Origin of the sequence: Dysgonomonas sp. GY617 (genome assembly GCF_015233815.1) — a bacterium.
Lineage (GTDB): Bacteria > Bacteroidota > Bacteroidia > Bacteroidales > Dysgonomonadaceae > Dysgonomonas_A.
In genome coordinates, this window is the sequence record NZ_JADCLR010000001.1 from 532,698 (window position 1) to 559,326 (window position 26,629).

General features: G+C 34.7%; 29 protein-coding genes and 1 tRNA gene. 6 read left to right on the forward strand and 24 right to left on the reverse strand.

What is annotated here, in order from left to right:
* Positions 1 to 10 precede the first annotated feature (10 nt).
* The 4 genes from tssD (IR022_RS02215) to IR022_RS02230 form a co-directional block, all read right to left on the reverse strand.
* Positions 11 to 436, reverse strand: coding sequence for a type VI secretion system tube protein TssD (gene tssD, locus IR022_RS02215; protein WP_194202441.1), 426 nt, complete (start codon positions 434 to 436; stop codon positions 11 to 13).
* Positions 437 to 502: 66 nt separating this feature from the next.
* The gene (locus IR022_RS02220) at positions 503 to 1,132 is read right to left on the reverse strand and encodes a tetratricopeptide repeat protein (RefSeq protein WP_194202442.1); all 630 of its coding nucleotides are present in this window, start codon (positions 1,130 to 1,132) and stop codon (positions 503 to 505) included.
* Positions 1,133 to 1,138: 6 nt separating this feature from the next.
* A complete protein-coding gene (locus IR022_RS02225; protein ID WP_194202443.1) occupies positions 1,139 to 1,828 on the reverse strand; it encodes a tetratricopeptide repeat protein in 690 nt (229 codons plus the stop codon).
* Positions 1,829 to 1,931: 103 nt separating this feature from the next.
* Positions 1,932 to 2,111, reverse strand: coding sequence for a hypothetical protein (locus IR022_RS02230; RefSeq protein ID WP_050710509.1), 180 nt, complete (start codon positions 2,109 to 2,111; stop codon positions 1,932 to 1,934).
* A gap of 1,040 nt (positions 2,112 to 3,151) precedes the next feature.
* Here IR022_RS02230 and IR022_RS02235 point away from each other — a divergent pair.
* Positions 3,152 to 5,662, forward strand: coding sequence for an AAA family ATPase (locus IR022_RS02235; RefSeq protein ID WP_194202444.1), 2,511 nt, complete (start codon positions 3,152 to 3,154; stop codon positions 5,660 to 5,662).
* Positions 5,663 to 5,965: 303 nt separating this feature from the next.
* On the opposite strand, the gene IR022_RS02240 is transcribed toward IR022_RS02235, so the two are convergent.
* Positions 5,966 to 6,040: transfer RNA gene (locus IR022_RS02240), tRNA-Pro, on the reverse strand.
* Between the two features lie 192 nt (positions 6,041 to 6,232).
* Here IR022_RS02240 and IR022_RS02245 point away from each other — a divergent pair.
* A complete protein-coding gene (locus IR022_RS02245) occupies positions 6,233 to 7,996 on the forward strand; it encodes a cellulase family glycosylhydrolase (protein WP_194202445.1) in 1,764 nt (587 codons plus the stop codon).
* Between the two features lie 2 nt (positions 7,997 to 7,998).
* Here IR022_RS02245 and IR022_RS02250 read toward each other — a convergent pair whose 3' ends face one another.
* The 14 genes from IR022_RS02250 to tssD (IR022_RS02315) form a co-directional block, all read right to left on the reverse strand.
* On the reverse strand, positions 7,999 to 8,466 hold the full coding sequence (locus IR022_RS02250) for a GNAT family N-acetyltransferase (RefSeq protein WP_194202446.1): 468 nt from the start codon (positions 8,464 to 8,466) through the stop codon (positions 7,999 to 8,001).
* 145 nt (positions 8,467 to 8,611) lie between these two features.
* A complete protein-coding gene (locus IR022_RS02255) occupies positions 8,612 to 9,940 on the reverse strand; it encodes a tetratricopeptide repeat protein (protein ID WP_194202447.1) in 1,329 nt (442 codons plus the stop codon).
* Between the two features lie 43 nt (positions 9,941 to 9,983).
* Complete coding sequence (locus IR022_RS02260; protein WP_050710512.1) at positions 9,984 to 10,208, reverse strand: hypothetical protein; 225 nt, start codon at positions 10,206 to 10,208, stop codon at positions 9,984 to 9,986.
* A gap of 105 nt (positions 10,209 to 10,313) precedes the next feature.
* Entirely contained in the window at positions 10,314 to 11,450 is a 1,137-nt protein-coding gene (locus IR022_RS02265) for a tetratricopeptide repeat protein (RefSeq protein ID WP_194202448.1), read from the reverse strand.
* Between the two features lie 309 nt (positions 11,451 to 11,759).
* Positions 11,760 to 12,242, reverse strand: coding sequence for a preQ(1) synthase (gene queF, locus IR022_RS02270; RefSeq protein ID WP_194202449.1), 483 nt, complete (start codon positions 12,240 to 12,242; stop codon positions 11,760 to 11,762).
* A 56-nt stretch (positions 12,243 to 12,298) separates the two neighbouring features.
* Positions 12,299 to 13,021, reverse strand: a complete 723-nt coding sequence (locus IR022_RS02275) for a hypothetical protein (RefSeq protein ID WP_050710515.1) — start codon at positions 13,019 to 13,021, stop codon at positions 12,299 to 12,301.
* A 52-nt stretch (positions 13,022 to 13,073) separates the two neighbouring features.
* On the reverse strand, positions 13,074 to 13,742 hold the full coding sequence (gene queC, locus IR022_RS02280) for a 7-cyano-7-deazaguanine synthase QueC (RefSeq protein WP_050710516.1): 669 nt from the start codon (positions 13,740 to 13,742) through the stop codon (positions 13,074 to 13,076).
* Positions 13,743 to 13,948: 206 nt separating this feature from the next.
* On the reverse strand, positions 13,949 to 14,377 hold the full coding sequence (locus tag IR022_RS02285) for a hypothetical protein (protein WP_194202450.1): 429 nt from the start codon (positions 14,375 to 14,377) through the stop codon (positions 13,949 to 13,951).
* 3 nt (positions 14,378 to 14,380) lie between these two features.
* Entirely contained in the window at positions 14,381 to 14,560 is a 180-nt protein-coding gene (locus IR022_RS02290; protein WP_194202451.1) for a hypothetical protein, read from the reverse strand.
* Positions 14,538 to 15,008 (reverse strand): hypothetical protein, encoded by a 471-nt coding sequence (locus IR022_RS02295; RefSeq protein WP_194202452.1) that lies wholly within the window; start codon positions 15,006 to 15,008, stop codon positions 14,538 to 14,540. Before IR022_RS02295 ends, IR022_RS02290 begins: the two co-directional genes overlap by 23 nt.
* Positions 15,009 to 15,150: 142 nt before the next feature.
* On the reverse strand, positions 15,151 to 15,612 hold the full coding sequence (locus tag IR022_RS02300; RefSeq protein WP_194202453.1) for a hypothetical protein: 462 nt from the start codon (positions 15,610 to 15,612) through the stop codon (positions 15,151 to 15,153).
* 3 nt (positions 15,613 to 15,615) lie between these two features.
* Positions 15,616 to 16,638: a hypothetical protein gene (locus tag IR022_RS02305; protein WP_194202454.1), complete on the reverse strand. Its 1,023-nt coding sequence runs from the start codon at positions 16,636 to 16,638 to the stop codon at positions 15,616 to 15,618.
* Positions 16,639 to 16,641: 3 nt separating this feature from the next.
* Positions 16,642 to 17,070: a type VI secretion system tube protein TssD gene (tssD, locus tag IR022_RS02310; protein ID WP_194202455.1), complete on the reverse strand. Its 429-nt coding sequence runs from the start codon at positions 17,068 to 17,070 to the stop codon at positions 16,642 to 16,644.
* Between the two features lie 12 nt (positions 17,071 to 17,082).
* The gene (tssD, locus tag IR022_RS02315; RefSeq protein ID WP_050708091.1) at positions 17,083 to 17,508 is read right to left on the reverse strand and encodes a type VI secretion system tube protein TssD; all 426 of its coding nucleotides are present in this window, start codon (positions 17,506 to 17,508) and stop codon (positions 17,083 to 17,085) included.
* Between the two features lie 292 nt (positions 17,509 to 17,800).
* Here tssD (IR022_RS02315) and IR022_RS02320 point away from each other — a divergent pair, with 292 nt between their 5' ends.
* Positions 17,801 to 18,799: a hypothetical protein gene (locus IR022_RS02320; protein WP_194202456.1), complete on the forward strand. Its 999-nt coding sequence runs from the start codon at positions 17,801 to 17,803 to the stop codon at positions 18,797 to 18,799.
* 37 nt (positions 18,800 to 18,836) lie between these two features.
* Here IR022_RS02320 and IR022_RS02325 read toward each other — a convergent pair whose 3' ends face one another.
* From IR022_RS02325 to IR022_RS02345, 5 genes are all read right to left on the reverse strand, one after another.
* Complete coding sequence (locus IR022_RS02325) at positions 18,837 to 20,309, reverse strand: hypothetical protein (protein WP_050708089.1); 1,473 nt, start codon at positions 20,307 to 20,309, stop codon at positions 18,837 to 18,839.
* Positions 20,306 to 20,794, reverse strand: coding sequence for a CYTH domain-containing protein (locus IR022_RS02330; protein WP_199330244.1), 489 nt, complete (start codon positions 20,792 to 20,794; stop codon positions 20,306 to 20,308). Before IR022_RS02330 ends, IR022_RS02325 begins: the two co-directional genes overlap by 4 nt.
* A 51-nt stretch (positions 20,795 to 20,845) precedes the next feature.
* Positions 20,846 to 21,931 carry a DUF4831 family protein gene (locus tag IR022_RS02335; RefSeq protein WP_194202457.1) on the reverse strand — a complete coding sequence of 362 codons (1,086 nt, stop codon included), beginning with the start codon at positions 21,929 to 21,931 and terminating at the stop codon, positions 20,846 to 20,848.
* Between the two features lie 251 nt (positions 21,932 to 22,182).
* The gene (locus IR022_RS02340; RefSeq protein WP_194202458.1) at positions 22,183 to 22,632 is read right to left on the reverse strand and encodes a PepSY-like domain-containing protein; all 450 of its coding nucleotides are present in this window, start codon (positions 22,630 to 22,632) and stop codon (positions 22,183 to 22,185) included.
* A gap of 13 nt (positions 22,633 to 22,645) precedes the next feature.
* Positions 22,646 to 23,971: a mechanosensitive ion channel family protein gene (locus IR022_RS02345; RefSeq protein WP_194202459.1), complete on the reverse strand. Its 1,326-nt coding sequence runs from the start codon at positions 23,969 to 23,971 to the stop codon at positions 22,646 to 22,648.
* A gap of 293 nt (positions 23,972 to 24,264) precedes the next feature.
* On the opposite strand from IR022_RS02345, the gene IR022_RS02350 reads away from it, so the two are divergent.
* From IR022_RS02350 to IR022_RS02360, 3 genes are all read left to right on the forward strand, one after another.
* Positions 24,265 to 25,041, forward strand: a complete 777-nt coding sequence (locus tag IR022_RS02350; RefSeq protein ID WP_194202460.1) for a hypothetical protein — start codon at positions 24,265 to 24,267, stop codon at positions 25,039 to 25,041.
* A gap of 166 nt (positions 25,042 to 25,207) precedes the next feature.
* Positions 25,208 to 25,741, forward strand: coding sequence for a hypoxanthine phosphoribosyltransferase (gene hpt, locus IR022_RS02355; RefSeq protein WP_050708083.1), 534 nt, complete (start codon positions 25,208 to 25,210; stop codon positions 25,739 to 25,741).
* Between the two features lie 141 nt (positions 25,742 to 25,882).
* On the forward strand, positions 25,883 to 26,464 hold the full coding sequence (locus tag IR022_RS02360; RefSeq protein ID WP_050708082.1) for an adenylate kinase: 582 nt from the start codon (positions 25,883 to 25,885) through the stop codon (positions 26,462 to 26,464).
* Positions 26,465 to 26,629 lie beyond the last annotated feature (165 nt).

Below are 26,629 nucleotides of genomic sequence, written 5' to 3' on the forward strand. Positions count from 1 at the left end.
TCGTCTGTGTTTATTTATTAAGCCATCTACTTTCGAAAACAGTGTTTCCGATCATTATTTTCTTAGCACTTATTATTAAGGAGGTTTTAATATAGGCACTTCCTGTTTGCATATAAGTGATTTCCATTGATATACATGCGGCATCAGTAAACAGAATCTTTTCTAGAGGAGTGCCGGCATCATCACTAAACACGATCATTCCACTTTCGTATTTACGGGGATTGAGTGCCCATTGAATAATAGCTTTACTTGGTAGAGTAGAAAGCTCTAATTCGATAACACCGCCTTCAGCTTGCGATTGCACTTGCCCTTTTCCGTCTATTCCCTTTGCAAAGGTGTAGCTGCATTTTGCCAGTTCTGTTGAATTTTCGAAAAGCTTGCTTGCATCAATACTTTCAAGAGAGCCTATTCTTAGATGTGTCTTGTGTGTAAACATTGTGTGTGTTGTATTATTTAAGTATGAATTATGAAGTTTTAAATCTAGGTCTCTTATCCTGAGTAGTTAGTGGTCTTCCAGCATTGATTTTATTTCATCTTCTATCTGGGTGTGTTTTTCGCTCATTGAAAGTAACATGCCTTCAAGAATGTCGTATTTTTCTGTACAAGCTAGTATTTCGGCCTTGCCCTTTTTATGCTCTCTCCAAAGGAGCAAGACAAAAGCCAGCACAATACAAATAACAATAACTCCAAGTAGAATAAGAAAAAACACATCAGATTTAAGAATTTGAGCTTCTTTGTCTTTCTGTTTTATATAGAAACTTTTATCAGCCCCCAGCAATGCTGGAGTGTTTGCTTCGCTACTGATTTGCTCTTTAGTTGCTATCTCCAGATCCCTATATTTCAAGGCTGTTTTATAGTCTCCCGTTTGTCGGTAGTAATAAGCTAAAGCCCCGTACATTTCTTTAAGAGTATTAGATTTGGGAGCTACTTCAGTGAGGCTAGAGGTTACCAAAACTGTATATTGTTTGGCTGATTTCATGTCTCCTTTATTGTTGTAAATATTTAGTAAATAAAGATATATTTTGGGGGTTTCAGATTGGCTTATCTCATCCGGAACATCTATAGACAAAGCAGCCTTATAGTATTCAATCGCCTTGTCATATTCACCTTTGTCATTAAAAGTTACACCCAAGTTTTTTTAAGAATGAAATTCGTATATTTTGTTTTCAGTTTCTCTGGCAGATGATAAACACATGTCGAAATACAAATAAGCGCTATCTAACTGATTCGAAACTTCATATGCTCGACCTACATTTGTCAGTCTTTTTAGTTTTCGAACATCAGCCTTATCCATTTTATCATAATATGACAATGCCTTTCGGTAATTGACCGCAGCACTATCGTAAACTTCTTGTTGATAGTAAATATGTCCTATATTGTTAAAACTCTTACTTGTTAAAAGGCTGGTGTCATATTTGCCTGAAGTGGCGTTGGCAGCACTCATATAGGATTCTAAAGCTTTTGGGTAATCACCGCTATTATCATGTAATTGTGCTGCATAATAGTTGACAATAGAGGTGTAGTCTGATTTTCCTTTGGTATTAAAATATTGCTGAGCTTCGAAAATTACAGTGTCTTCATCACTACTTTGCTTGGTTTCATATTTAGCGCCTACATTAATTGCTATATATTGCATATAACTTTCTTTATCCATATTTTCTGGATCGTTAATGGTGCTGAGCAAATCTAGAGCATTGTTGGGTTCTCCTTCAATTAGAAGACTACAAGCTTTATCCAAGACCCCATTGTCCTTGTGACAAGAATAAATTAACAATATTGAAATAATGAAGAGTAGTAATGGGTACTTAGATCGTTTGAATAGTTTCATAAGAAAATGTTTAATGTGTCAAGAAAGAGAGTATGGAGTGGAGATATCTACCCAGAAGCCTATCTAGATTATAGAGCAGAAAAAGTTAATGTTATAACTGTCACTATGAGTTGTTCCTCTCTTGATAGGTTGACAATGGTTCGCTTCTCGAACTCATTTTCGACTGTATAGTGTCGTCTTTGCCTCCACCACCAAGTCCTCCGTCTCCCATTTCATCCTTCTCACAGGAAGTAAATAATAATGCAATAATACCAATGGCGATCAATAAAAATCCAGTTCTCATTATTCTTATATTGTTAGTTAAAAATATTCTAAGCAATGTAAATTAAGCCCTTTTGGGGTTTTACTTATAAAGAAAAGGAATTGTAATTGAATCTTTACAATGGTATACCTGTTTTAATGTTAAAAATTATAATAATTAGAAAAAGGTTAGAAAAGCAAACTGAAAGGTTTATATTAGTAAAATCTGCAATTAATGTATTTAGGTTGTTTAGAGCTGAAAAAAATAGATTCAGTTCTGTTTGTTTTTTGGTGATTAATTTATTACAAATCATCCTAAAAATGCTAAGTATTTGAAGCGCTAAAATATTGATAGAAAGATTGATAATACCACGTCTGGTGAACATCATCTAAAAAACATTTTTCTAAAGATATTCTAAAGATTTGAAAACCACAATCGACCCATATAGACCAAATTTGCAATGAATTTGCACAAAAAACGACGTGTAACCGCATGAAAAAAACCTGTGAAAACTTGCTTAATGCTTGTTCTACAGGGTCTTGATTTCAGTCGGGATGACACGATTCGAACGTGCGACCACACGCCCCCCAGACGTTAGATGTGTCCTGATTATAAGCTGTTTACGTGTTAAAATTAACTTAATAAAATAAAATGCAATGTTTTTGCAATGTCAGTTTTTGCTTTTTAGAAGCCCTTTTTATGTCGATTTGTCTTCTCCGAATATGACTCATTGATATTAGAAATTATGCGAAGCTAGGTGCTTTTAGTTGTGAGTTTAAGTGAGAAAAGTTTAAAACAGAGATTGCGGAATTCCTTTTTCCCTTTTTTGAATTAGAATTTAGAGAAAGTAGAATTAGTGTATCAACGTCGTAGAGTGTCTAAATTCAATTCAGAATATTTAGTGCTTTCTTATATGAGAAATGTGCTATATGTTAACACCCTTTAATTAAAAGAATCCAAGTATCCACAATTTTTAATTTGAAATAAGCTTATCAATCTACTCATTTTTATTTCTAGGTTAATTGTTTTCAATCTGAAATTATTCATAAATTAGCACAAAAAGCAAACTTTATTCTTTTATTATGATTAAGAAAATTGATATACAAAAATTTGGCCTCTTTTCCGATTACAATTGGGATTCTGAGATAGGAAATGATACTACCAAAGACATTTTTAAGAAAGTAAATATCATTTATGGTAGAAACTATTCTGGCAAAACTACATTATCAAGAATATTTAGATGCGTAGAAAAACAAGAACTACATAAAGATTACCTTGATGCTCAGTTTATAATGTCAACACAGGAGAATACTGTTATAGACCAAAATAATTTGAATTATCCTAAAACCATAAGAGTATATAATACCGATTTTGTTAAAGAGAATCTTAGTTGGATCTATCATGAAAATGGAGATATAAAGTCTTTTGCTTTATTGGGGGCTGATAACAATAATATTGTTAAGGAGATCCAGAATATAGAGAAAGACATAGAGGATATTGACCTAAAACTAGGAGTAAAAAATGAAGATACTAGCTCATATGAAGAAGGAACATTGAATTTTGAACAAAACAAGAAAAAAGCCGAGGTTGATATTGCCAATAAAAACTTAGATGGTCTCAAATCTAATTTGGCAATAAGAATTGGCAATAAGGCGAATCAGGAAATAAAAAAGAATTCCAACTTCATAAATCAAAAATTCTCCTCTAGTTATAATATTAATAGTTTATATTCCGATATAGATGATATTAGAAATAATAACCTAGCCTGCTTATTATCTGAAGATGAAGAAAATCAACTAAAAGCAATAATAAAAGAAGAAGCTAAAGAGACTATATCTCAAGTATCTCCTCTTAACTTTAATTTTTCTGATTATATAAATAATACTAAGGCTTTACTATCTAAAGAAATCACACTTTCAACAGTATTAAAAGAATTGATTGAGAATGATTTATTACAAAATTGGGTTAAAACTGGGCGTAATTTACATAAGGAGACTGATATCTGTGCATTTTGTGAAAATCCAATTACTGAAGCTAGACGTAAGGAACTAGATGGGCATTTCAGCAAAGAATCAGAAGAGTTAGAGCAAAACATTCAAGCAATGCTCGACCGACTGGGATCACTACGTATTATAATAGAAAATTACTTATCAAAAAATAAGATTACAAAGGGGCGGTTTTATGTTGCTCTTCATTCTAAATATGAAGAAGTTGATTGGAAATGGAATAAAGCTATTGAAATACAAAATCAGCAAATAAATTGGTTAGAAGAGAAACTTATAAATCGTTCGAAAAATTTATTTACCCCGATAAAGGATCTTGATTTTTCGGAGTTGGAAATAATTAGCACTGAATTTAACTCAATAATAGATGACTTTAATTCTCTGATAAAAGAAAATAATAGCAAGAGCATATCAATAGAGGTAGACAAAGATTCCGCTCGAAAAACATTAAGATACCATACTATTAAAAACTTTTTAACAGATATTGAACATGATGCTTTATTGCAGGCGATTGCCAAAAATAAAGAAGAAGCTCTAAGCATTTATGACGATTATACTCAACTAACAACAACAATATCAAATTGGACGAAAGAAAAATCTAAATTGGTAAGCGACATAAAAGAATTAGAAAAAGAGTTGAAGAATGAAAGTCAGGCTGCTGAAAAGATAAACGAGCATCTACAAAACTTTTTTGGACATGATAGTATACAACTTAAACCTAAAGAATTTCAGGAAGAAGGAAAACCTCAAATTCGTTTTGTTGTAAAGAGAGGAAATGAGGATGCTAGAAATTTAAGCGAAGGAGAATGTAGTTTAATTGCATTCTGTTATTTCGTAGCTACAATTGAAGATGAGTTGCAAAAAGAAGATGCTAAAAATAATCTAATTATATATATTGATGATCCAATATCAAGCTTAGATAATAACCATATCTTTTTTATTTTTGGAATAATAAACACAATTATCATTTCTGCTAATAAAATAGAAAATGTGAAATTTAATCAATTATTTATATCTACTCATAATCTTGAATTCCTTAAATATTTGCATAGATTATTTCCTATCTCAGGATTATATCTAAGCGATAATAATCCTAGCATGATTCATTTGCTAATTGAGAAAAAGAAAATGCAAGATGCATCCAAAAGTGTCCTTAGGATAATGCCCAGACATTTAAGACTAAATACAACAGAATATATATACCTATTTAAGCAAATATATGACATAGCAAAACCTTATGATAATATAGATAATAAGATTAAAGATTATGAAGAAAACTATACTTTACTATATAATATAGGTAATAATATGAGGCGATTTATGGAAAGTTATCTTTCATTCAAGTATGCCGGAGAAAATAATCCTCTCTATTTGCTTAATGATTTTTTTAGTGAAATTGTTGGTAGCCAACTAAACAGATCATCGAATGAATATTCACATCTATCATGGCTGGAAAAGGGAAACACATTACTCGATATTCCTGAAGCAGAAAGATTAGCTATTCTAATTTTAAAAGGATTAAAGAATAATGATGAAATTCATTACAATGCTTTATGTAAAAAACTTGAGGTAGATCCCAGTATCATATGAGCATTTAATGAGTTGTGTTATCAAAATGATAGAGAGGTTTGCTTAAGCACACTCTCTACAAATAAAAGAATCACTTATTCGATGATTATTAATCTCAATATAATTATAGAATAAAGAAAAATTTAATGTCAATAATACATTTTAAGTGCAATATTTATGCAATGTTTCATTGGAAAATATGTCCAAATATGTGCAAACATGTCACATACAGTCTGTAAAATTAACAAAAAAGACGTGTGTTTCCAGAAAAAAAGCCCTGTAAAACCATGCTTAATCGCTTGTTTATCAGGGCTTTGATCTCGGTCGGGATGACAAGATTCGAACTTGCGACTTCACGCCCCCCAGACGTGTACTCTAACCGGGCTGAGCTACATCCCGAAATCGGATGCGAAAATACTACAATAATATATTATTTCCAAGTTTTATTTTATCTTAGTAGAAAATTAATGAGCACATACCTTTTCAATGGGGAAGAACGATCCCTGCCGAAGCACATTGAGTATGGCTTACTACTATCTTCTAGCCTTTCTATGTTTCTGTATAAGATTAGGTTAAATAAAATATAAGGAAATGACAACAAATGTAATCTTCAAATATATGCGATTAAATTTTTTATTTTTAATCTGTATTATTTTTTCAATAAGCAGTATCGATGCAAAAGGATTTCTAAGGACCAATGGTACAAAGATTGTGAATGATAATGGAGAAGTACTTTTGCGTGGTATCGGTCTTGGTGGATGGGTATTGCAAGAACCATATATGCTGCAATTGTCGGGAGATGCTAAAAATCAAACAGATATAAGACGACGAATATATGATTTGATAGGAGAGGAGAAAACCTCTGAATTTTATGCAGCATGGATAAAAAATGGTGTACGGAAAGCAGATATAGATTCACTTGCTAAGTGGGGCTTTAATAGTATCCGTTTACCGATGCACTATAATTTATACACTCTTCCAATTGAAAAAGAGCCTAAAAAGGGTGAGGATACATGGCTAGAAAGTGGATTTTTGCTTACCGACTCTATTCTTAGTTGGTGTAAGGCTAATGAAATGTACCTGATACTCGATCTGCATGCTGCTCCGGGCGGACAGGGCAATGATCTTGCGATATCTGATGCTTCGGACGTGAAACTATGGAATAGTGCCCAAAACAAAGCGAAAACAGTTGCTCTATGGAAAAAACTTGCCGAACGTTATAAAAACGAAGAATGGATAGGAGGCTACGATATTTTGAATGAACCTAATTGGGGATTTCAGGATTCAGAAGATCTTAATGGTAATCGCGAAGAATTAAACGCGCCTTTACGTCAACTATATATTGATATTACAAAAGCTATTCGCGAAGTAGATCGGAAGCATTTTATTGTGATTTCGGGTAATGCTTGGGGGAATAATTACAAAGGTATATTTCCTCTGTGGGACGATAATATGGTAATCAGCTTCCATAAGTATTGGACGTATAACAATGATCAATCAATAGCCAACTTTCTCGAATACCGTAAGCAATATAATGCACCTTTGTGGATGAGCGAGTCGGGCGAGAACTCTAATACATGGCATACCAATGCAATTAAACTCTTTGAACATAATGACATTGGTTGGTGTTGGTGGACTTACAAAAAGATGGGATTCAATTGTGTGATGGAAATACCTACGAACCCTGAATACGAAAAAATGAAAGCATTTTGGAAAGGAGAGGGAGCGAGACCTACTCCCGAAGAAGCATATAAAGGATTGATGCAATTGGCAGACGACTACAAGGTTGAGAATACTCATTTTAAGAGAGATTATGTGGATGCCTTATTCAGACAAGTAAAAACAACTGCCACTAAACCATTTCATAACTTTTTTCTGAAAGAAAAAATGCCTTTGGTAATTAATGCTACTGATTTCGATTTAGGACGTAATGGTTATGCCTATTTCGATAAAGATACTGCCGACTATTGGGTGTCAAGTGGTGTAAAAGGTTTTGGAAATAAAGGACGTGTTTATAGGAATGATGGTGTAGATATTATGCCCTCAGATGATAGTTCGTCGAATGGTTATTGTATATTTAGTATAGAAGCCGATGAGTGGTTGCAATACACTTTCAGTGCAAGAAAGCAAGGCAGTTATAAGATTAATATATCAACTAAAGCTGTTGATGGAGAAGGTTCTCTTTATCTAATAATTAATGGACGGAAAACTCCAATATTTAAGACCTCGGGAAGTACTACTGATTGGAGTGTTTTGGAGGTGAGGTATATTAATCTTAAAAAGGGAATTAATACCATTAAAGTTCATTTTGTAAAAGGAGGCTTCAAAATGAGTAAAATAGAAATTAAACGATAAGGTTACTCAATATCAAGTACCATCATAATATTGCATCTCTCATAAGCTGAGTCTTTTATGGGAACCTCTATGAATCCCAGTTTTCGATACAAAATAATAGATGATTCCAATAAAGTATTTCCTTCAAGAAAAACCTGTTTTATACTTTTTTCTTTAGCATATGCAATGAGGGCTTCTCCAAGCTTGCGTCCTAATCCTAATCCTTGTGCTTGTGGGCTTACTGCCATCTTAGCCATTTCGAATGTTTGCGTCTCGGGATGTGCCACTAGGGCGCAACATCCTTCCACTTTATTGTTGACTAATGCTACGAAAATTTGACCTCCTTCGTTTATAATATACTCTTCTACATGATTTAGTGTATGTAAATCAGATTCTTCAAGTCGAAAGTATGTAGTAATCCATTCAGTGTTGAGGCGTACAAAATCTTCTTTGTATTTGGGGCGATATAATTCGATTCTAGTAGTATTCATGAGATATAGAGAAATTGTGAATTTCTGACTAAGAGATGCGAAGTTAGTATTTTTTTATTTTAATTCCATATCAATAAAGCCCAAATGGAACTTCTTCCTATTCGGGCTTTATCTCTCTACTACTAATAATTGAACAACGTATTCTTTATTTTTTATCTTCCTCGTTATCCTCCAACATCGATTTTATTTCGGCTTCTATATGTGGGTATCTTTGATTCATTGAATGAAGCATTCCTTTAATGATCTCATACTTTTCGGTATGTAATTTTATTTCTTCTTTGTTTTTCTTATGCTCTTTCCAAAGAAACAGTAGAAATAGTAGTACAATAAAAATAACGATTGCTACAATAGACAAGTACAAATAAAGATGTGTACGTAATTGAGCAGCCTCCCTATCTTTTTGTGCTAAGTGGAAATTTTTATCTGCTTGCAATAAGGCTGCGGCATTTGCTTCTTTCTCAATTTGATCTTTAGTTGCTCTCTCTAATTCACTATAATCTAGAGCTTGTTTGTAGTCACCCAATTGCTTGTAATATTCGGCTAGAGCGGCATACATTTCTTTAAGAGTATAATTGTATGTTACTTCCGGTAGACTTGCTATTACGAGGTCAACATATTCTTTAGCCGATTTTGGGTCTTGCTTTTTATTGTAGATATTTAGTAAGGTTAGATGTATTTTCTGTATTTGTGTTTTATTGGTAATGCCTATATTTAAGGCAGACTGAAAATACTCTAAAGCTTGTTCATTCTCGCCCTTACCATAGCATACTGCTCCTAAATTTTGATAGAGTTGGCTCTCCTCTAATTTACTATCAGTTTTTTTAGCTAAGCTCAAGCCTTCTTGGAAATAGAGGTAGGCACTGTCTAATTTATTATCAGCTTCATAAGTACGACCTAAATTAATTAGTACTCTTAATTTATTTTTATCTATATTTTCTACTCTATCATAATGACTCAAGGCTTTTTGATAATTGATTACAGCACTATCAAAAAGATCTTTCTCAAAATAAATATATCCAATATTATTTAAACTCTTGGCAGCTAATAAATGATTCTGAGATTTACTGGCTTCGTAAAGGGTGAGTAGATAAGATTCTAAGGCCTTTGGGTAATTACTACTTTCATCATATACTTGTGCAGCATAATAATTAGCAAGGGCTGATTCTTCTGGATTTCCTTTCTCTATGAAATATCTTTGTGCTTCAAAAATTAGAGTGTCGTTAATGATATCTGCTTTAATTTCATATTTCGCACCAACATGAGTAACTATATATTGCATATAACTGTCTTTATCCATCCTTTCAGGATGCAGGATAGAGCTAAGCAAATTTAGAGCTATATCAGGTTTGCCTATAATTAAGCTGTCTTGAGCTTTTTTTAATAGTTTTTTTTGAGAGTTGTCTTTTTCACAAGAAAAAGATGCTGTTATAAGTAGTAAGTACAGTAGGTACTTTAGAGTTAAAGATAGTTTCATAGAATGTAAAGTTTTGTGTCTATAAAGAGAATATCAAGGTGGATTATTCAATGTCAAAACCCAAAAGGTTGTTTGACTTGTATGATAAGCTATCAGTATCATTTTCTTTAGCATTATTATCTATAGTCTTATTGCCCGAATTTAGAGAACTAATAGAGTCTGCTTTTCCACCGCCATCAGTAATTCCTTTACCCATTTCATCTTTTTCACACGAGGTAAATAAGAATATTGTACAACTAATCGCAATCAATAATGTTTTAATTTTCATGTTAGTTTTATATTTTCGTTTGTATAAATATTAGATTTACTTGCTTGGGTATATTTATCATTTTCTTTATTAATATCAAGTTAATTCTTTTATCTAATTTTATAATTAAAATAATTCTTCAATATAGCGTGTGTATTGCTTGTATTTGAGAAGTTGGTTTATTTCTTCATCTTTTTTAGCCACGTAAATTTCCTTGTCAATAGCTAATAATTTAGAAACCTTTTTTTCTTTCTCAATTTGTTCTATGGTTTTCTTCTCTAGATCATTATATTGCAAAGCTTGTTGAAAGTCGCCAGATTGTTTATAGTATTCGGAAAGAGCCGTATACATACCTTTTATCGTGTAAATAAAAGTTACTTCGGGAAGATTTTTTATTACTAAATTTGCGTATCGTTTGGCTGAATCAGAATCTTGCTTTTTATTATAGGTATTTAGTAAGAATAAATACATTTGTCTTGTTTGTATGTTATTAGTAACATCCATAGCCAATGCGGACTGAAAATACTTAACAGTTTTGTCATATTCTCCCATAGTATATGAAACTACTCCTAGATTCTGTAATGAAAAGCTCTGATACGCTTCATTATTTATCTCAATAGCTTTATCTAAGGCTTTATTATAATAAAAACAAGCACTATCTAGTTGATTAATTTCCTCGAATGACTGCCCTAGGTTGGTACATGTTTTTATCTTTTTGTGATCTGTATTCTTCACCTTGTCATAATAAATCAAGGCTTTTCGATAGTTAATTATAGCTTTATCAAAAAGATCTTGATCGTAATAGATATATCCTATATTATTAAAACTTGTACCAGCCGCTAAGTGGTTATTCGATTTGTCAGCTTGATAAGTCGTGTACATATAATATTCCAAAGCTTTAGGATAGTCGTCATTCATACTATAAAATTGGGCAGCATAGAGATTAGCTAATATCTGATCGTGAGCATTTCCCTTTTCACTAAAATATTTTTGAGCTTTAAGAATTAAAGTATCTGCTTTAATATCCTCTTTCGCTTCGTATTTTGCGCCTATATGAGTTACAACATACTTCATGTAATTGTATTCATCTAGACTTTCGAGATTCTGTATAGAAGCAAGTAGATTGAGAGCGACATCGGGTTGACCCATCATCAAGCTATTTTGTGCCTCACGTATCAATTCTTGCGACTTGTCTTTTTGACAAGAAAACAAGGATGTACCAATGAATAGGCAAAATAGATATTTGATTAATGTTATTTTCATAAAGAAAATAGGTTGATGTGTCAAAATAATAACGCTTGTGTATTAAGTTATGCAATAGTAATGTATAAACTGTTAAACTAAACTTGTCCTTATTGTCTGAATTAATTTTCGATTTAGTTTGTGAAGATATATTAAAGTATCCGTCATTGTAGACTTCACGACCTTGTTTAACTGCGAACATAGAAAATATTATAAAAAAAGGAACATCCTTATCGAATGCTCCTTTTTTTATAATATTTATATATTTCAGCTCAGTAGGTATGTCCAAGATGGCTGCATATTCAGTTTTTGAGGTTTGAAGTCCGTGGCTTATTTAGTGTAGTCTTGTTGAGGATTTCTATTCCAAAGACGAGTTTTAGCCATTTGTTCGTATTCTGTGCCCGGACGACCATAATTTGCGTATGGGTAGATGCTTATGCCTCCTCGTGGAGTAAATACACCAATGACTTCAATGTATCGAGGATCCATCAATTTAATAAGGTCTTTCATGATTATATTCATACAATCTTCATGGAATGCGCCATGATTACGAAAGCTGAAAAGATATAATTTTAAGCTTTTGCTTTCTACCATATTTATTTCAGGGATATAATTGATATGGATAGTTGCAAAATCGGGCTGTCCTGTAATAGGACAAAGACTTGTAAATTCGGGGCAATTGAATGCTACCCAATAGTCGTTGTCGGGGTGTTTATTGGTGAATGCTTCCAATACTTCGGGAGCATAATTGTCTTTATATTCTGTTTTACCTCCCAGTAGTGAAAGGTTTTCCAATTGTTTATCTTGTTGCATAATTTTTCTTTGATAGTTTTTTCTTTGTTGGAGTGCTTAAAAAGTTGCGGAACTTCTCAATCTGTAAAGCATTGAGGACCTGCCATTCCTCCTGTATATTTAAGAACCACGTTCTTCTTATAGTATACATATTGGCATCCGTCGTTGAATTCCTTTATTTGCGGTACAGTTAGCAATGGAGTGGGAAAGATGAGGTACGAATATTTACCTAATCCGCTTCGAGCAAAGCCTATTTCAGTTTGATCGCCATTTTGAAGTGATATGCAGTTTGCCATTTGCATCATATTCTTGATACCGCTAAAGGTCATCGGATCCCAGCCTATGATTTTGAGTAGGGTGTACAATTCGTCCGAATCGTATTGAATATCCCAATCACCATCAACCAGCTTTAATTCACCCTTGCTATCTTTCTTGAAGATCTGGAGGTCTATACCTTCCACTGTATGAAGAAGGTCTCCCTTGGTTCTAATCTCCAGAGATACTACAAAGTCTTTAGGGATTGATTTCGTGAATTCGTCCTTTAAGTTTTCTATTTCAACAGACCTTTCCTCATAATTTTGTATGAGTTCTGCTTTACTGCTCATGGGCATCGAGTAAACTTTCAGCATGATCGCTTTGATGGTGTCATTTGCCAAGTCGTAGTCACGCTTAGCATCAGCGAGAGCTTCAGGTGAAAATTTGAGATTCAGAGCATCGAATATCAAGTCTGTTTTAGTATTTTGTGCCATACCAGTAATACTGAAGCAGATTATACCGAATGCGAGCAGAATTTTTTTCATTTAATATGAGGGTTTTAATAAAAAGATCAGTGATCTTAAAGAAACGTAAAAATCAGATATTTTGTTTCCGTATTTTTAAATAATTTTCTAATCCTTGGTTTCGTAATTGGCACGATGGACATTCGCCACACCCCTCGGCAGGTATTCCGTTGTAGCAGGTAAGGGTCTCGTTTCTGATAAGGTCAAAAACTCCAAGTTGGTCAGATAACTGCCATACTGCTGTTTTGTCTCTCCACATCAATGGTGTATGTATCTGGAAGTGTTCGTCCATAGCCAGATTGATACTTGTATTTGCCGACATGATAAAGGTATCTCTACAATCAGGATAGCCGCTGTAATCGGCTTCCGAAACGCCCGTTACTATATGGCGGATACCATGACTGCGGGCAATAACAGCCGCAAAGGTTAGAAACAAGAGATTGCGTCCCGGCACAAAAGTGTTTGGATATGCATCGGCAGGCTTTTCTCTATCCATTACCACACTGTTGTCGGTTAATGAATTGGTAGATAAGTGACTGATGATTGATGCATCGAGCTTTTGAAAAGGTACTCCTGCACGTTGGGCAATGCCTTCGGCAATTTCTACTTCTTGTGAATGACGTTGTCCGTAAGTGAAGCACAATGTGCGTACGGAAGAAAAATGTTTCAATGCCCAAAAGAGGCATGTGGTGGAGTCTTGGCCACCCGAAAATAAGACTAGGGCAGATTCTGTTGATTTCATTTTAATTACTTTGTTTTTTACGTGGTTTATCCTAAGCTACACGGAAAAGGCTGCTCCTTTTCGTCCGACAAAGATAATTATAAGCACGTGATAAAACAAAAAGTACCGATTACATTCTAATTGTCGGGCTGAAAAAGTATCTGATCTAAGAATAAAGAGCTTTTTAATTTCCTTAAAATCCCTCTATCTTGCCTGCATCCCACAAATTACCCCAAATGATAAAAACAACAACAAACAGAGCGAATGAGATTATATAAAAAACTGGAATAGCTATATTTAATTATTCGATTTCTGATTTTGGAATACTCTGCAAATTCTTGATCGTATTTATACCATCTTTTCTTATAGATAAGAGTAAAGTAATTAAAAATAGAAATTAGAACAACAAGTAGCGTAGCGTCCATTAATTGGTCGTCAAAGAAATAGGGTATTTCTTTGCCTATAATTATTTCGATTACTTTTAATAAAGTAAAAAACCAAATCATTTGGATGAAGGATAATGCTATAAGAGCTTTGTTTATAATCCATTCCATATCAGGATTTTCAAGGAATTGTTGATCTAAACGGTATACAAAACGCACTAGCTTATAAAAAAATAGAATGTACATTCTATTTAATAATTTAAATATTTTCATAAATTACCATTTAGGTCCATAAGGAACTTCTTTATATCCAGCGATTATTTTTTGTACTTCCTTTTCTCGTTTGTCGCGATCTTCGAGTGCCTGTACCCAGCCTCCCTGGTAAAAAGTGTCTATACCGAATGAAAAGTGCTGACTATTGTTTTTATTTGCTCTAAAACCCTTCAATCTTTCCATCATGACCTAAATCAGCCCAAATCTCTACAACAACAAAATATAACGTAACTGAAAGAATATAGAATAAGAGAATAGAGATATTTATTATTCTATTCTTGGTTTTAGAATATGCCGCAAATTCTTCATCGTACTTAAACCATCTTTTTTTATAAATAAGCGTGATATAATTAAAGGGAAAAACTATTCCAATAAATAATAAAGCAGATACATACCCATCTTCAAAGAAATCTGGGATTGTCTTTTTAATAATTATTTCTAGAGTTGTCATTAATACGAAGAACCAATTTACTTGTATAAAGCATAGGGCTATAAAAGCTCTCCACATCACCCATTCCATACTGAAAGTAATCAAATCTTTATTACAGACTTCGTCCAAACGCAAAACAGTCTTAACCAATTTATAGAATAAGAGGCAATAATATTTATATACTTGTTTGATAAAATACATTATTAGTTGGTTATATTATCTTAGTTGCCCCCACGGATGGCTAGGTGCACAATATTTATTATAATCTTCAATATACCTTTCCCAATCTCCGGGGTAAAATCTATTGATACGAAATAAAATGGACAATACTGTTTTTACTTCCTTAAAAATCAATTGTTTTTGCTGCAAGCTTTATATTAGCAGAAATCTCAATAGCTAGACAATAGAGAGCAAATGAAATGATATAAAAAACAGGAATAGCTATATTGATTACCTTATTTCTTGTCTTGGAATAACCTGCAAATTCCTTATCGTATTTAAACCATTTTTTTTTATAGATAAGTGTGAAATAATTAAAAATAGAGAGCCCTCCTAGAAATAATAAGTTTGATATTAATTGATCTTCAAAAAAATCAGGAATTGCTTTTTTTAGAATTATTTCTAGAACTTTCCATAAAATAAGAATCCAAATTGCTTGGATGCAGAATAAGGCGAAAAAAGCTTTATACATTACCCATTCCATATCAGGCATATTAATAAACATCTTGTCTAAACGTAGTACAAATCGAACTAGCTTATAAAAAAGCAAGCTGTGTATCTTATGTAAACAATTTAATATTTTCATAAATTACCATTTAGGTCCATAAGGGACTTCCCTATATTTGGGAATTATTTTTTGTACTTCTTTTTCTCTTCTGTCGCGATCTTCAAGAGCCTGAGCCCAACCGCCTGGATAAAATCCATCGATACCGAAATAAAAAGCACTGACTATTGCCCCTGCAGGACCAGCAAAACCGATTCCTATAAAAATCATATCTATACCTCCTTTTGCAGGGTGTACAGCATTTTTATCGTTCGGTGAATTTCTCCAGATATCAATACCTTTAGCATCATAAAGAAAAGTTATAACTGCTCCAACTCCAGCTACAGGCTTCGCGAATCTTGCTATTTTACTTGCTATATTACCGGGTATAATTGAATACCTCCATTTACTACTTGCTTGGTAGACAGTTTTCCAGCCATCACGAATGGGGCGGAAGTATGATACTTTTCCCATGTGTCTGTTGATTTCGGAGGTAATTATTCCTGCAATATAGGCAGTTTTACCTGCTTGGCTCAGTACTTCCTGTGTGTTGATAGAACTTTTTTGCTCCGTAGAAAAAGTTATATTCTTGTTGAAAAAAGGATATTCGTTTTTAAATTGGCTAAAAGTGTAAGTGAGAGAGCGTGTTGTTGTCTGCATGTTTTCTATATCACCGTTGACGTTGTGCGTAGTTATTTTTATACGTTGATTTACGGTGTCTATTTTGACATCAATTTTACCTAATCGTGATAGTTCCTCGGGCTTTTCCGATTTTCCCATATTGACAAGTCTACTACCGTCGGGATTGATTTGGACGATTGACTTCAATACATCCTTTTCATTCAGGGTTTGCTCAACAGGTGTTATAAGCAGGGCGTAATCGTTGGATACGAAGTTAGAACCTTGTGAAAACATCCTACCATCGTGAGGATAATCGGGCGTACTTGATATATGAGGCACAGGAAGCCATTCAGCATAACCCACGCCTTCTACATAGCCTGTATATTTGATTGCATGCCGTAGCTTGATTTCAAAATCTTCTTCTGATATTGTATTGTGATTGGGCATAGGTTAACTCCTCCATTGGTTATCGTGAGTCAATCCGTTTAAGCTCAGTTTTTCGGGAGCTAAGATTAGTTCAGTTCTTAGTCCTTCTGTTGAGCTTACTCTTGTTTTTAAGCCTATACAACTTGCTCTAAAGAATTTGATGTCGAGTACGGTTCCCGAAGATTCGGTTTTAAAACAGATTCTCCCGTCTTTGTGTCTGCCTGTGCGTTTAGCCCAATCAATGATACTGAATTCTACGGACTGAGTGAGAGTTATGAGTAGTTGCCCTCCTTTGGTTTCGTGTTGTGGCTGTCCTTTATGATCTACTTCTTGTGAAAAACCAATGTGAAAATGCTCTATTTCGTAATGTCTGCCATCTATTTCGAGGGTGGCTGATACATGGCTGTCTACTAGTGGAAAGAGACTGCCTAAACTGGGTATGTTTAGTTTCATAAATCTTTGTGTTTATTTTGTCCAGAAATTGTCGAAGTCAAAACCGTTGTCAAAAATTAATCTTTCAGCTTGCAATACAACTTTGGTGGTGATGTATGCTCTTCCTTTTTGGGTATAATCGAGCGACATGTTAACGCATGCTGCATTTTCGAACAATAGTTTTTCGAGAGGCTCATTCTGCTCGTTTAGCATAATAACTGCTCCGCTTTTGTACTTACGTGAGTTTAATACCCATTCGACTATGGCATCGGGTGGTAATGTGGGGATGGTAAGGCTCAGTGTGCCGCCATATACTTCGGTTACAGCCTTTCCTGTGCTGTCTATTCCTTGTTGGAAACCGTATTCAAAATCGTCTAGTTCGTAACCGCTTTTGATTAATGATGTAAAGTCTGTTCCCGTGACTTCACCTAGTTTTAGGTAACTTTTGTGTGAAAACATAATGTGTTGAATGTTTGTGATGTATATTTTGTGTCGTACGTAATTTTGTGTTGTTTGCTACACCAAATACATGTGTTGATATATTTGATGTGTATAAATATAGGAAAAAGAATATAAAAACAAAAATGTTAACACACGTCTTCTTTTGGCGTAAGGGACATGGTAATGTAAAAGTGGATAATAATGAGTGGTTTAAACTTCTTATTTCATGCTTGAATTTTAGATGTTAAGGATAGTCTGTTTTATGTGTGGTTATTTTCTGATCTAAGCAGAGGATAATACAAAATAATGAATGACGCGCGATAACCTCTTTTATAAAATAGGACAAGTGTTGTCTCAAGAAAATGCACTATTATTGTACTCTGTTTCTACTAATTTGAATATGGTGTTTATTGTTTCTTCAAATATGACTAAAATACAAATTTGTCTCCTGCTATTTCTTATTCCTCTGATGGGATATTCTCAAAAGAATATTCTGAGCGATATGCAAGGGTTATCTCTGAATGGCGATATGATTTTTGAATTGGATGGGTATATTATGACCATCCAGAAAGAGAAAGCCGCTTTTAATGAAAAGGGTTTTCAAAAGATTAAAAAGAAGTATCACCTAAACGATATTGAAAGAGAATATTCGGATAAGAATGTAAAATGGGAAAATTGGGTGATTGAGGCTAATACAACGGTAAAGGGTGTACCCGAGGCAAAGGGTTTTCAGTTGTGTTATCTCTTGCCTGAAACAGACAATCGGATGATGGTTGTGCTTCTGCAATCGGCTAATGGAAGAGATTCTTTGGTAGAGAAAGCTTTTATGAATGCTGTTTTTTCGAGACAATTATCTCAATACACGATGGATAGCTGGGTTGCGGAAAAGATAGACTTTGCGGGGCGAGAAATAATGTTGGGAGATGTTTGTCAGTGGGTATCGCCACATAATGTGCATTGTGCGAGTTTTGGTCAGATGGGGTGGTCAATTTTCAAGACTGAGAAAGAAGCCGAATTGAATACGTTGATTCAGATTGCTAACAATAATAATTCGGGCAGATATAAAATAATGCATGAAGAGGAACTCAATGTTATTTTCGAGGGTATTCCCACTCTTGCCAAACGGATAACATATAAAATAAATACATCGAAACTAATGTCGGGAGGTCGTAATGTGTTGGCTGTGTACTATATTACGCAAAAGGTGAGAGGCAAGTATTTGAGCTGTGTGTTGACGCATTATGTTGAGGTAAAGGATAATTATTCGCTGCCTATATTGTTGAAGGAGGTGATGAGTATACCAACATAAGTAGCCTTTTCTTGAAGGTATAAGAAGGTCTGGGACCTTAATCGTAAATCTCTGTGATTTCTTTTATGCCTCCTCTGTTGAAAAGAAGTCTAAATTTGCGGAAGTACAGGTTCTCGTGTCCTTGACAGCGGAGTATAAAATGGAGTGCATATACTTTCTCGCTGGTCATTTTTATATAACCATCCTGTTCGTCAGTAACGTAAATGGGTACATATTCGTTATCCATTTTCTGAATAAAGTGCGTAAGATTGAAGCGTGTAACATCGTTTATACCTACAAACTGATAGCCTTTGTATTTCTTGATGGCTGATGACGAAAGGTTCACAAGCTTTTTGTAGAGTATAATTTGCTCGTTGTAGATTCTATTTTCGGCTTCTACAAGAGGTGTTCTTTTACGGATATTCATTATCTCGGCAGGAACTTTTGATTCGGGAGCGAAGTCGAATGCTTCCTTTGTCCATCCTATTTTTTTGTCTTGTATTTCGAGTTCACGTTTCGTGTCGTAGTATTTTTTACCCAATTGAGTACTGAAATAGTATCTCATGAGGTCTTTGATTCGATCTTTGAAAACATAGCTGATTACAAGGGCAAAAAACAAGGGTGTTGTAAAATTGCCATAATGCAATTGTGCCGAAAAAGATACTACGGTTGCAAAGATCATAGATACTGCGGCTGCAATGCCATAGTAAAACTGCTCGGCTAATGCTCCGTCTTTGGTCTTTTTTGTATAAAGAAATAAATCGCTTTCGATGAACTTCTTAAGTATGCCTCTTCGCATTACTACGAGATAGTTGTTAGACGGATCGGTGGTATCAAGTAACGAATAGTTTTTCTTGCGTTTGTATTCGTTCTCCGAATTGATTAGCGCCAGAAGCAGAGGTTTTACTTTTTCGTATATCGATCGGTTTTCGATCCCCCTCATTATCCTGAAAGATTGTTGCTGAATTATATTGCCTATAAAATCGTCGCCGAACGAAAAATACTGTTGCAAGTCTTCACTAATGGAAGGTATCTGCTTTATGTGTTCAAGTTTTCGGTAATGACGGGCAATTTCGGATACGTCGTGAATATAATCGCGAACTAATTCGGCTACTTTATTATCGTCTTTTTCTTCTACAATATGATAGGCTTTGTCGCGAGATGCACTCTTGAATATAGCCGAAAACATTTTGATCTGAAAGGTATAGTCTGATATGTTTTCAGGCGAATCGGGGTTGTTTATTTCGTTTTCGAAAGCTTTTTGAAGTCGGCTCAACGGACTGTTTTCCGAAGCATATATGTCTTTTAACCCATAAATAGGGGTAATAAGTCGTACGTTAGATTGTGTGTCTTTATAAAACTGTTCTTTTGAATAGGTCGATCGGTTTATATCCAGATTATTGGGTACAAACATCCATGTATTGATACTGAATTCATTTACATCGTCATCTACTGTTTTACGAGTGGCGATGAATGATATTTTGAATTCGAAAGAAAACTTATCGTGTATCTTTACCTTTATATCAATCATTCAGATTTCCACATTTTATAAGGACTTTTTACTAAGTGCGAATTGTAGTAACGTTTGTCTCCTGTTACTTCTTCTCCCAACCACGATGGCTTTTCGAAGGGTTCGTCCTCCGATTCAAGTTCAATTTCGGCAACCACCAAGCCTTCGTTGTCTCCATGAAACACGTCTACCTCGTAAGTATGTTTTCCTGCTTTGATGAGGTAGCGTACCTTGTCGATAACACCCGGATCGCACAGTTGTAACAATTCTTCTGCGTCTTGTAAAGAAATTTCTTTCTCCCATTCGAAACGGCTAAGTCCCGAGTCGCTGCTTCCTCCTTTTATGGTAATGAAGCCTTTATCGCCTTTTATGCGGATGCGTACACTTCGTCCTCCTGTACTGGAAGCCATATAGCCTTGTACTACTCTGTCTGATTTATAAGCATGTGATTTAAAATCTCCCGCAATGAGAAATTTACGCTCTATCTCGATATTTTCTGAACCCAAGTGTCTAAATTTTATGTTTTTTTGAAAGCTATAAAGGGGGTTTGTAATCCCTTACTGTATAATTTGCTTGATAGCTCCCATTTCGGGGAAGAATATCACTTTTACAGGTTGTTTGTTATTTTCGAACATTTTAGGAATAAGCACTTCTTGCTTGCCATATTGCACAACATCTACTTCTTTGTTTACCCATGCTTTATTGTCAAACTCTACTTTCATAGATGCTTTGGCGGGTATGTTGTAGATGATGCCTTTTGCAAACTTGTCGTCCCAAGCCTTTTGTTCTTTCGGACTAAGTACGGGAGGTTCGCCCGCAGGTTCTTTGTTGATAAGGGTTAGTGTGACGGGTGCACCTGCCATATTTTCGCTATCTACAAAGCCCAATTTCTTAGAGAATCGGAATACTATCTGATTGTTAATGTCTTTTGTTGTAGGTACAATTGTATATGTTTTGCTTAGGCTTTCTACTGTTTCGCTTCCTGCAAACATAGAAGTCAGCGCTTTTTCTTGCGAATCTAAACGCTCCATTACCAGTTTGTAAGCATTGCCATCGGGGGGCATATTGTCAGCCTCGCCGGTTAGAATATTGTTTCGGGTTTCGCGAAGCAGAAATATTTGTTTCGAAACCATTTCGGCTTGTCTCGATTTAGAGCCTGCACGCAATGTCTCTTCTGATAGAAACGAATTAGGATTGGGTAATGCTTTTACTGTCTCTTCTGTGACAGTGTTTGCAGCTCCCTCTACGGGCGAAAACTGAGCATCGGCATTTATTGCACAGATGAGTCCGTCTTTAGTGAGGGTTACAAAAGGTACAGTTGTGCCGCTTCTGAATTCAACCAGATAGCTTTTATCCTTATCGGGTATTGCTCCTGTGGTTGCTGTTAGAGCATTTATGGTATATATTGTTTCGTCCTGAGTTATAGGGTTCGAAATGTTGAGGTAGCGTTCGGCATACTCATAAAATTCACCAGCCTTGCGTGTTGTTTTGGTTGCATCGGCTTTTATAACTATCGTAGTTTTTGGTAAATTGTATGCTACACCAAAGTCATTACTTTTTACAGCACTCATTTTTACAGTGTTCTGAGCAGGTAAAGCACTCGCTAGTAGCAGTGATAATAGTCCTATGTAATATCGTTTCATATTTGTATTTTCTGATTTCGTACCAAATACAAATCTAATAAAATTATTTTAGGCTTCGATATGTTTGGTATTGATATGTATATAAGTAAAAGAAAGTATTTGCATGATATACTTTCGAATGATAACGGGTTACTACTCTTGTAGAGCTCAAGCAATAAAAAAAGATTAGACCTGTGATAAAGAAAAAAGACCGACACGTATTATTTAGTGTCGGTCCTTTTATCATCCGAATTTTAGAATTCGGTACTTTGTTATCTTTTGATAAGATTGCCTTTGCTATCAAATACAATATTACGGTGACGATCGTGACCTCTGTCATTTACAAATTTTACACCTACCGAGTAGGTTGTCGATCCGTTTTCGTACTTTTTATTAGCACCTAAGATTTGTGCGTCTTTGTAATTTTTCTTGATGTAATCGGTGGCAAAAGAAGGAATGTCTTTTATTAGAATATCCTCTTTCGAAGCTATCAGAGTTCCATTATCGGCAATCTTCAATTCAACTTCTCTGCCTTGGTATCTGAATTCGGCTTCGTAATACCCTTTTTTAGATTTATCGTCCCATTCGATGTTATTTACTTTAGAGTAATGTTTCGAAACGTACGACTTCACTTTTGCTGGTACGTTTTCTGGTAAAATGTCTTTTGCTTGTATCGAAAATGAGGCTACTGCCATCATTAACAAAATAAAAACTTTTCTCATGTTAGTAAAATATTTAATTAGTGATTTTATTGTCTTTTGGACTTTGTTCTATTTTTACGTCATAACCATCCGTTCCGGCAGTTACTTCAAATACAGTTAGTCCGAATATGCTTACGCTTGAAATAAGATGATTAAATACTTCGCTCATAATTCGTTCGTATTCCGACCATGCGGTTGTATTGGTAAAAGCATACACCTCAATAGGCAATCCTTGTGTAGAAGGTGCTAGCTGACGAACGATGAGTGTCATCTCCTGATGTATCTCGGGGTTGTTGCGCAGATACCATGTTGCATAACGCATAAATAAGTCGCAATTGGTTATCTGGAACCCTTTAATGATTGAACTTGAATCGATCTTGAGAGCTTCGTTCTGATTAGCATATTGTTTACGCTTGCTTTTTATGTAGGAGCTCAATGGAATAACTTTTTCAAATTCGTCCAGTTCCTTATCCGTTAAAGGTTTTATGTCGGTTTGTTTAATGGTAAATGCTCGTTTTATACGACGTCCTCCACTGTCTTGCATCCCTCTCCAGTTCTGAAACGAATCGGATATAAGTGCGTATGTAGGTATGGTGGTGATTGTTTTATCAAAGTTGCGGACTTTTACCGTTGTCAAATTTATTTCCATTACATCACCATCTGCACCATACTTGTTCATGGTAATCCAATCGCCAATCATTACCATCTGATTGGTTGATATCTGAATGCTACTCACAAAGCCCATGATGGTATCTTTGAACATCAACATCAATACAGCCGATGCTGCTCCCATTGCTGTGAAAAAGGCGGTTGCCGATTTTCCTGTGAGTATCGAATAGATGGCTACTGCCCCAAAAATATAAAAGATGATCTGAATTACTTGCAGATAACTTTTCATTGGTTTATTATGGAATGCTGGTTTCTCTTGCAGAACATTTGCCATCGATTTAATAATCGACATGATAGTCCAAATAACCATAAATACCATATATATTTCCGCTATTTTAAGCGTGGGCTTTATAAGCGTAGGGTAGTTGGCAAATATTATGGGTATAGTATTTATAATAAAAGTATAAGGTATAACTAATGCCAGAAAGTGAGGCAATCTGTTTTTCTCGGCATGTTTAAAAATAGAGAGGCTCGTTACTTTTTCTATTTTCTTGAAAACATATGTAAGACCTATACGTACTACTTTTTGAAGCACATATACTATAATAATAGCTGCTACCAGCATAATTATCAGATTAAGGATATCAATCCATCTTTCAGATATTCCTGTTTTCTCAAGCAAATCGTGAATGAGGTCTGTTACAAAGTTTGCTGAGGTTTTTATGTCCGAATCTTCTACGATGTTATCCATAATAGGGCGATTTTTATTTGTTATTAGACCAAAGTTAAGTCTAAAACATTCCTATTTGCTACTTTTTTAGTGATTTTTAACGATGGGTTTTGACGAATTGTCGTATTTGAAGGATGAAATTAACGTTTTCTATGATAAAAAGATTTTCTCAGAATAAGTAGTAAAGATTCTATTGCAAATGACTTTTATTAAGGTGACTAATTGCTGGTAATTTTAGTTGGAAAAAAGTTCTTTAATCTTTTCTTTTTATTAATTTAGTGGCTACAAACTTGTTTGACTAAAACACTGTTAGAATGAGAACACAACTGATTGCAATATTTACTTTGCTCACTACTATTTGTTATGGGCAAGCTATGTCAGAAAAAGATAGTATAAGTCTCATTAAAGAGAGGAACGAGCAACTGCTAAACTACAAATTACAACCGGGTACGGGTGGTTTCGAGAAGAGGCCCTCTCTTGATAGCAATTCGTCGTCTGATTATAGGATCGATAATAACTCGGATGTGCAAGAGAAGACATTAGATATGCATCTTTTTGTCCGTAAATTTTATCAAGGTCCAATGCATGAATATTTGTCAAATCCTGTTGGTAACCCATTTGCGGATGATTACAAATCCTATGGGCATTTTAAAATAACGGGCAGAGATTGGATATCTACTACAAGTTCAAATACAACTTATCCAACATTGGGTTCTCTTAATCTTATTAATGTTAATTATAATTATCAGTTTTCCGATCGTGTGAGAGGAACGGTAGGTACATACGGTGGTCGTTATTTTTATCAAATGAATCCCAATTACGATTTTGGTGTAAATGGCTCTCTTCGATTCGAACTCACCGATAATGTTTCTGTTATAACCTTTGGGCAGTATTCAGCCAGAGGTAATATGAATAAAGTTGGAGGCGATAATGGATGGATGTTTCCTCAAACTAATTACGGAGGTGTTGCCGAATTTAAAATTACTGATGGCTTTGGTATTCAATCGGGGGTAATGAGGGAGCTTAATCCAATGACTGGTAGTTGGAGAACTATTCCCATTTTTGCTCCAGTCTTCTTCAAGAAGAAATGATAGCGTGTATTTATTGCAAATAGAGCAATCTCGAAAAGGTTGCAGGCCGTAATATTTATTTGATAGAGCGTAAATTAGGTATTCCCGAAAAAAAAGGGAACAGTTATTGCTATCATTCATCTAATTATAGTACTTTTGTAAGCTTAAAAGTTTTAAGCATTCAAGTATGAAAAGCGTAACGGTAAGAGATAAAGAATTTGAGCTGTTTATCTCAGAAACAGAAATATTACAGGCTGTAGATAGAATTGCAGGAGAAATGAATAAAGACCTTGATGGTAAAGATCCTCTGTTTGTATGCATATTAAACGGCTCTTTTATGTTTGCTTCCGAATTGATGAAACGTGTAAACGTACCAAGCGAGATTTCGTTTGTGCGCATGGCATCGTATCAAGGAACCAAATCGTCGGGTAAAATAAAAGAGATCTACGGACTTGAAGAAGATATAAAAGGTCGTACGATCGTTATTATCGAAGATATCGTAGATACAGGGTATACCATGTCGCTGATATTAGATCAGTTGGCTTGCGGAGAACCTAAGGAGGTAAAAGTAGCTACTTTGTTGTTTAAACCCGAAGCTTTGAAGTGCGATGTTAAAATTGACTATGTTGCTTTGGAAATACCTAGCGACTTTATTGTTGGTTTTGGTTTAGATTATGACGGATATGGTCGTAACTTACCTGATATTTACAAGATTAAGTAAATGTAAGAGTTCTCGGTATAAAAGCTGATTGTGGTTCTTATGCTGATTAAAGCAATAAAATAGGTCTTATATGATCTTTTGGTTGTTTACTTTTCGAAATATAAAACAGGTCTGAGACCTTAAAACTATAAACAAAGAGTAATGTTGAATATTGTAATTTTTGGAGCTCCCGGCTCAGGAAAAGGCACACAAAGCACAAATCTTATTGAGAAGTATAAATTGGCACACATTTCTACAGGTGATGTATTGCGTGCCGAAAAAGCTGCCGGAACCGAACTTGGTAAGCTAGCTGACAGCTATATGTCGAAAGGTCAATTGATACCTGACGAATTGATGATTGATATACTTGCAAGTGTATTTGATCAAAAAACAAAAAGCGGAGAATGTAAAGGTGTAATCTTTGACGGATTTCCACGTACAATTCCTCAAGGAGTCGCTTTGAATGAAATGTTAGAACAAAGAGGACAAAAAATATCAGCCGTTGTAAGTCTTGATGTTCCTGAAGAGGAACTGATCGAACGCCTTTTGAACAGAGGTAAAGAAACTGGTCGCAACGATGATAATTATGAAACTATAAAAGCTCGATTGGATGTGTATTACAATCAAACCACACCACTCAAAGAGCTTTATGAGAAAGACGGTAAATTGTATTCTGTAGAAGGAGTTGGTTCTGTGGAAGATATATTTGCTCGTATTTCGACTGTGATTGATAAAGTAAATTAAGATATAAATTAAGTTTTTGAGGCCAGGAATTGAGTTTTGAATCTATTGTCAAAAACTCGGTTCTTGGTTTCAGGGTTTTAGGCAACAGTAAGTATTTAACATAATATTGTTTCGATATAAATGTTTGTTTTACTTATATTTGCCAAAGTAATAAATAGGTCTGAG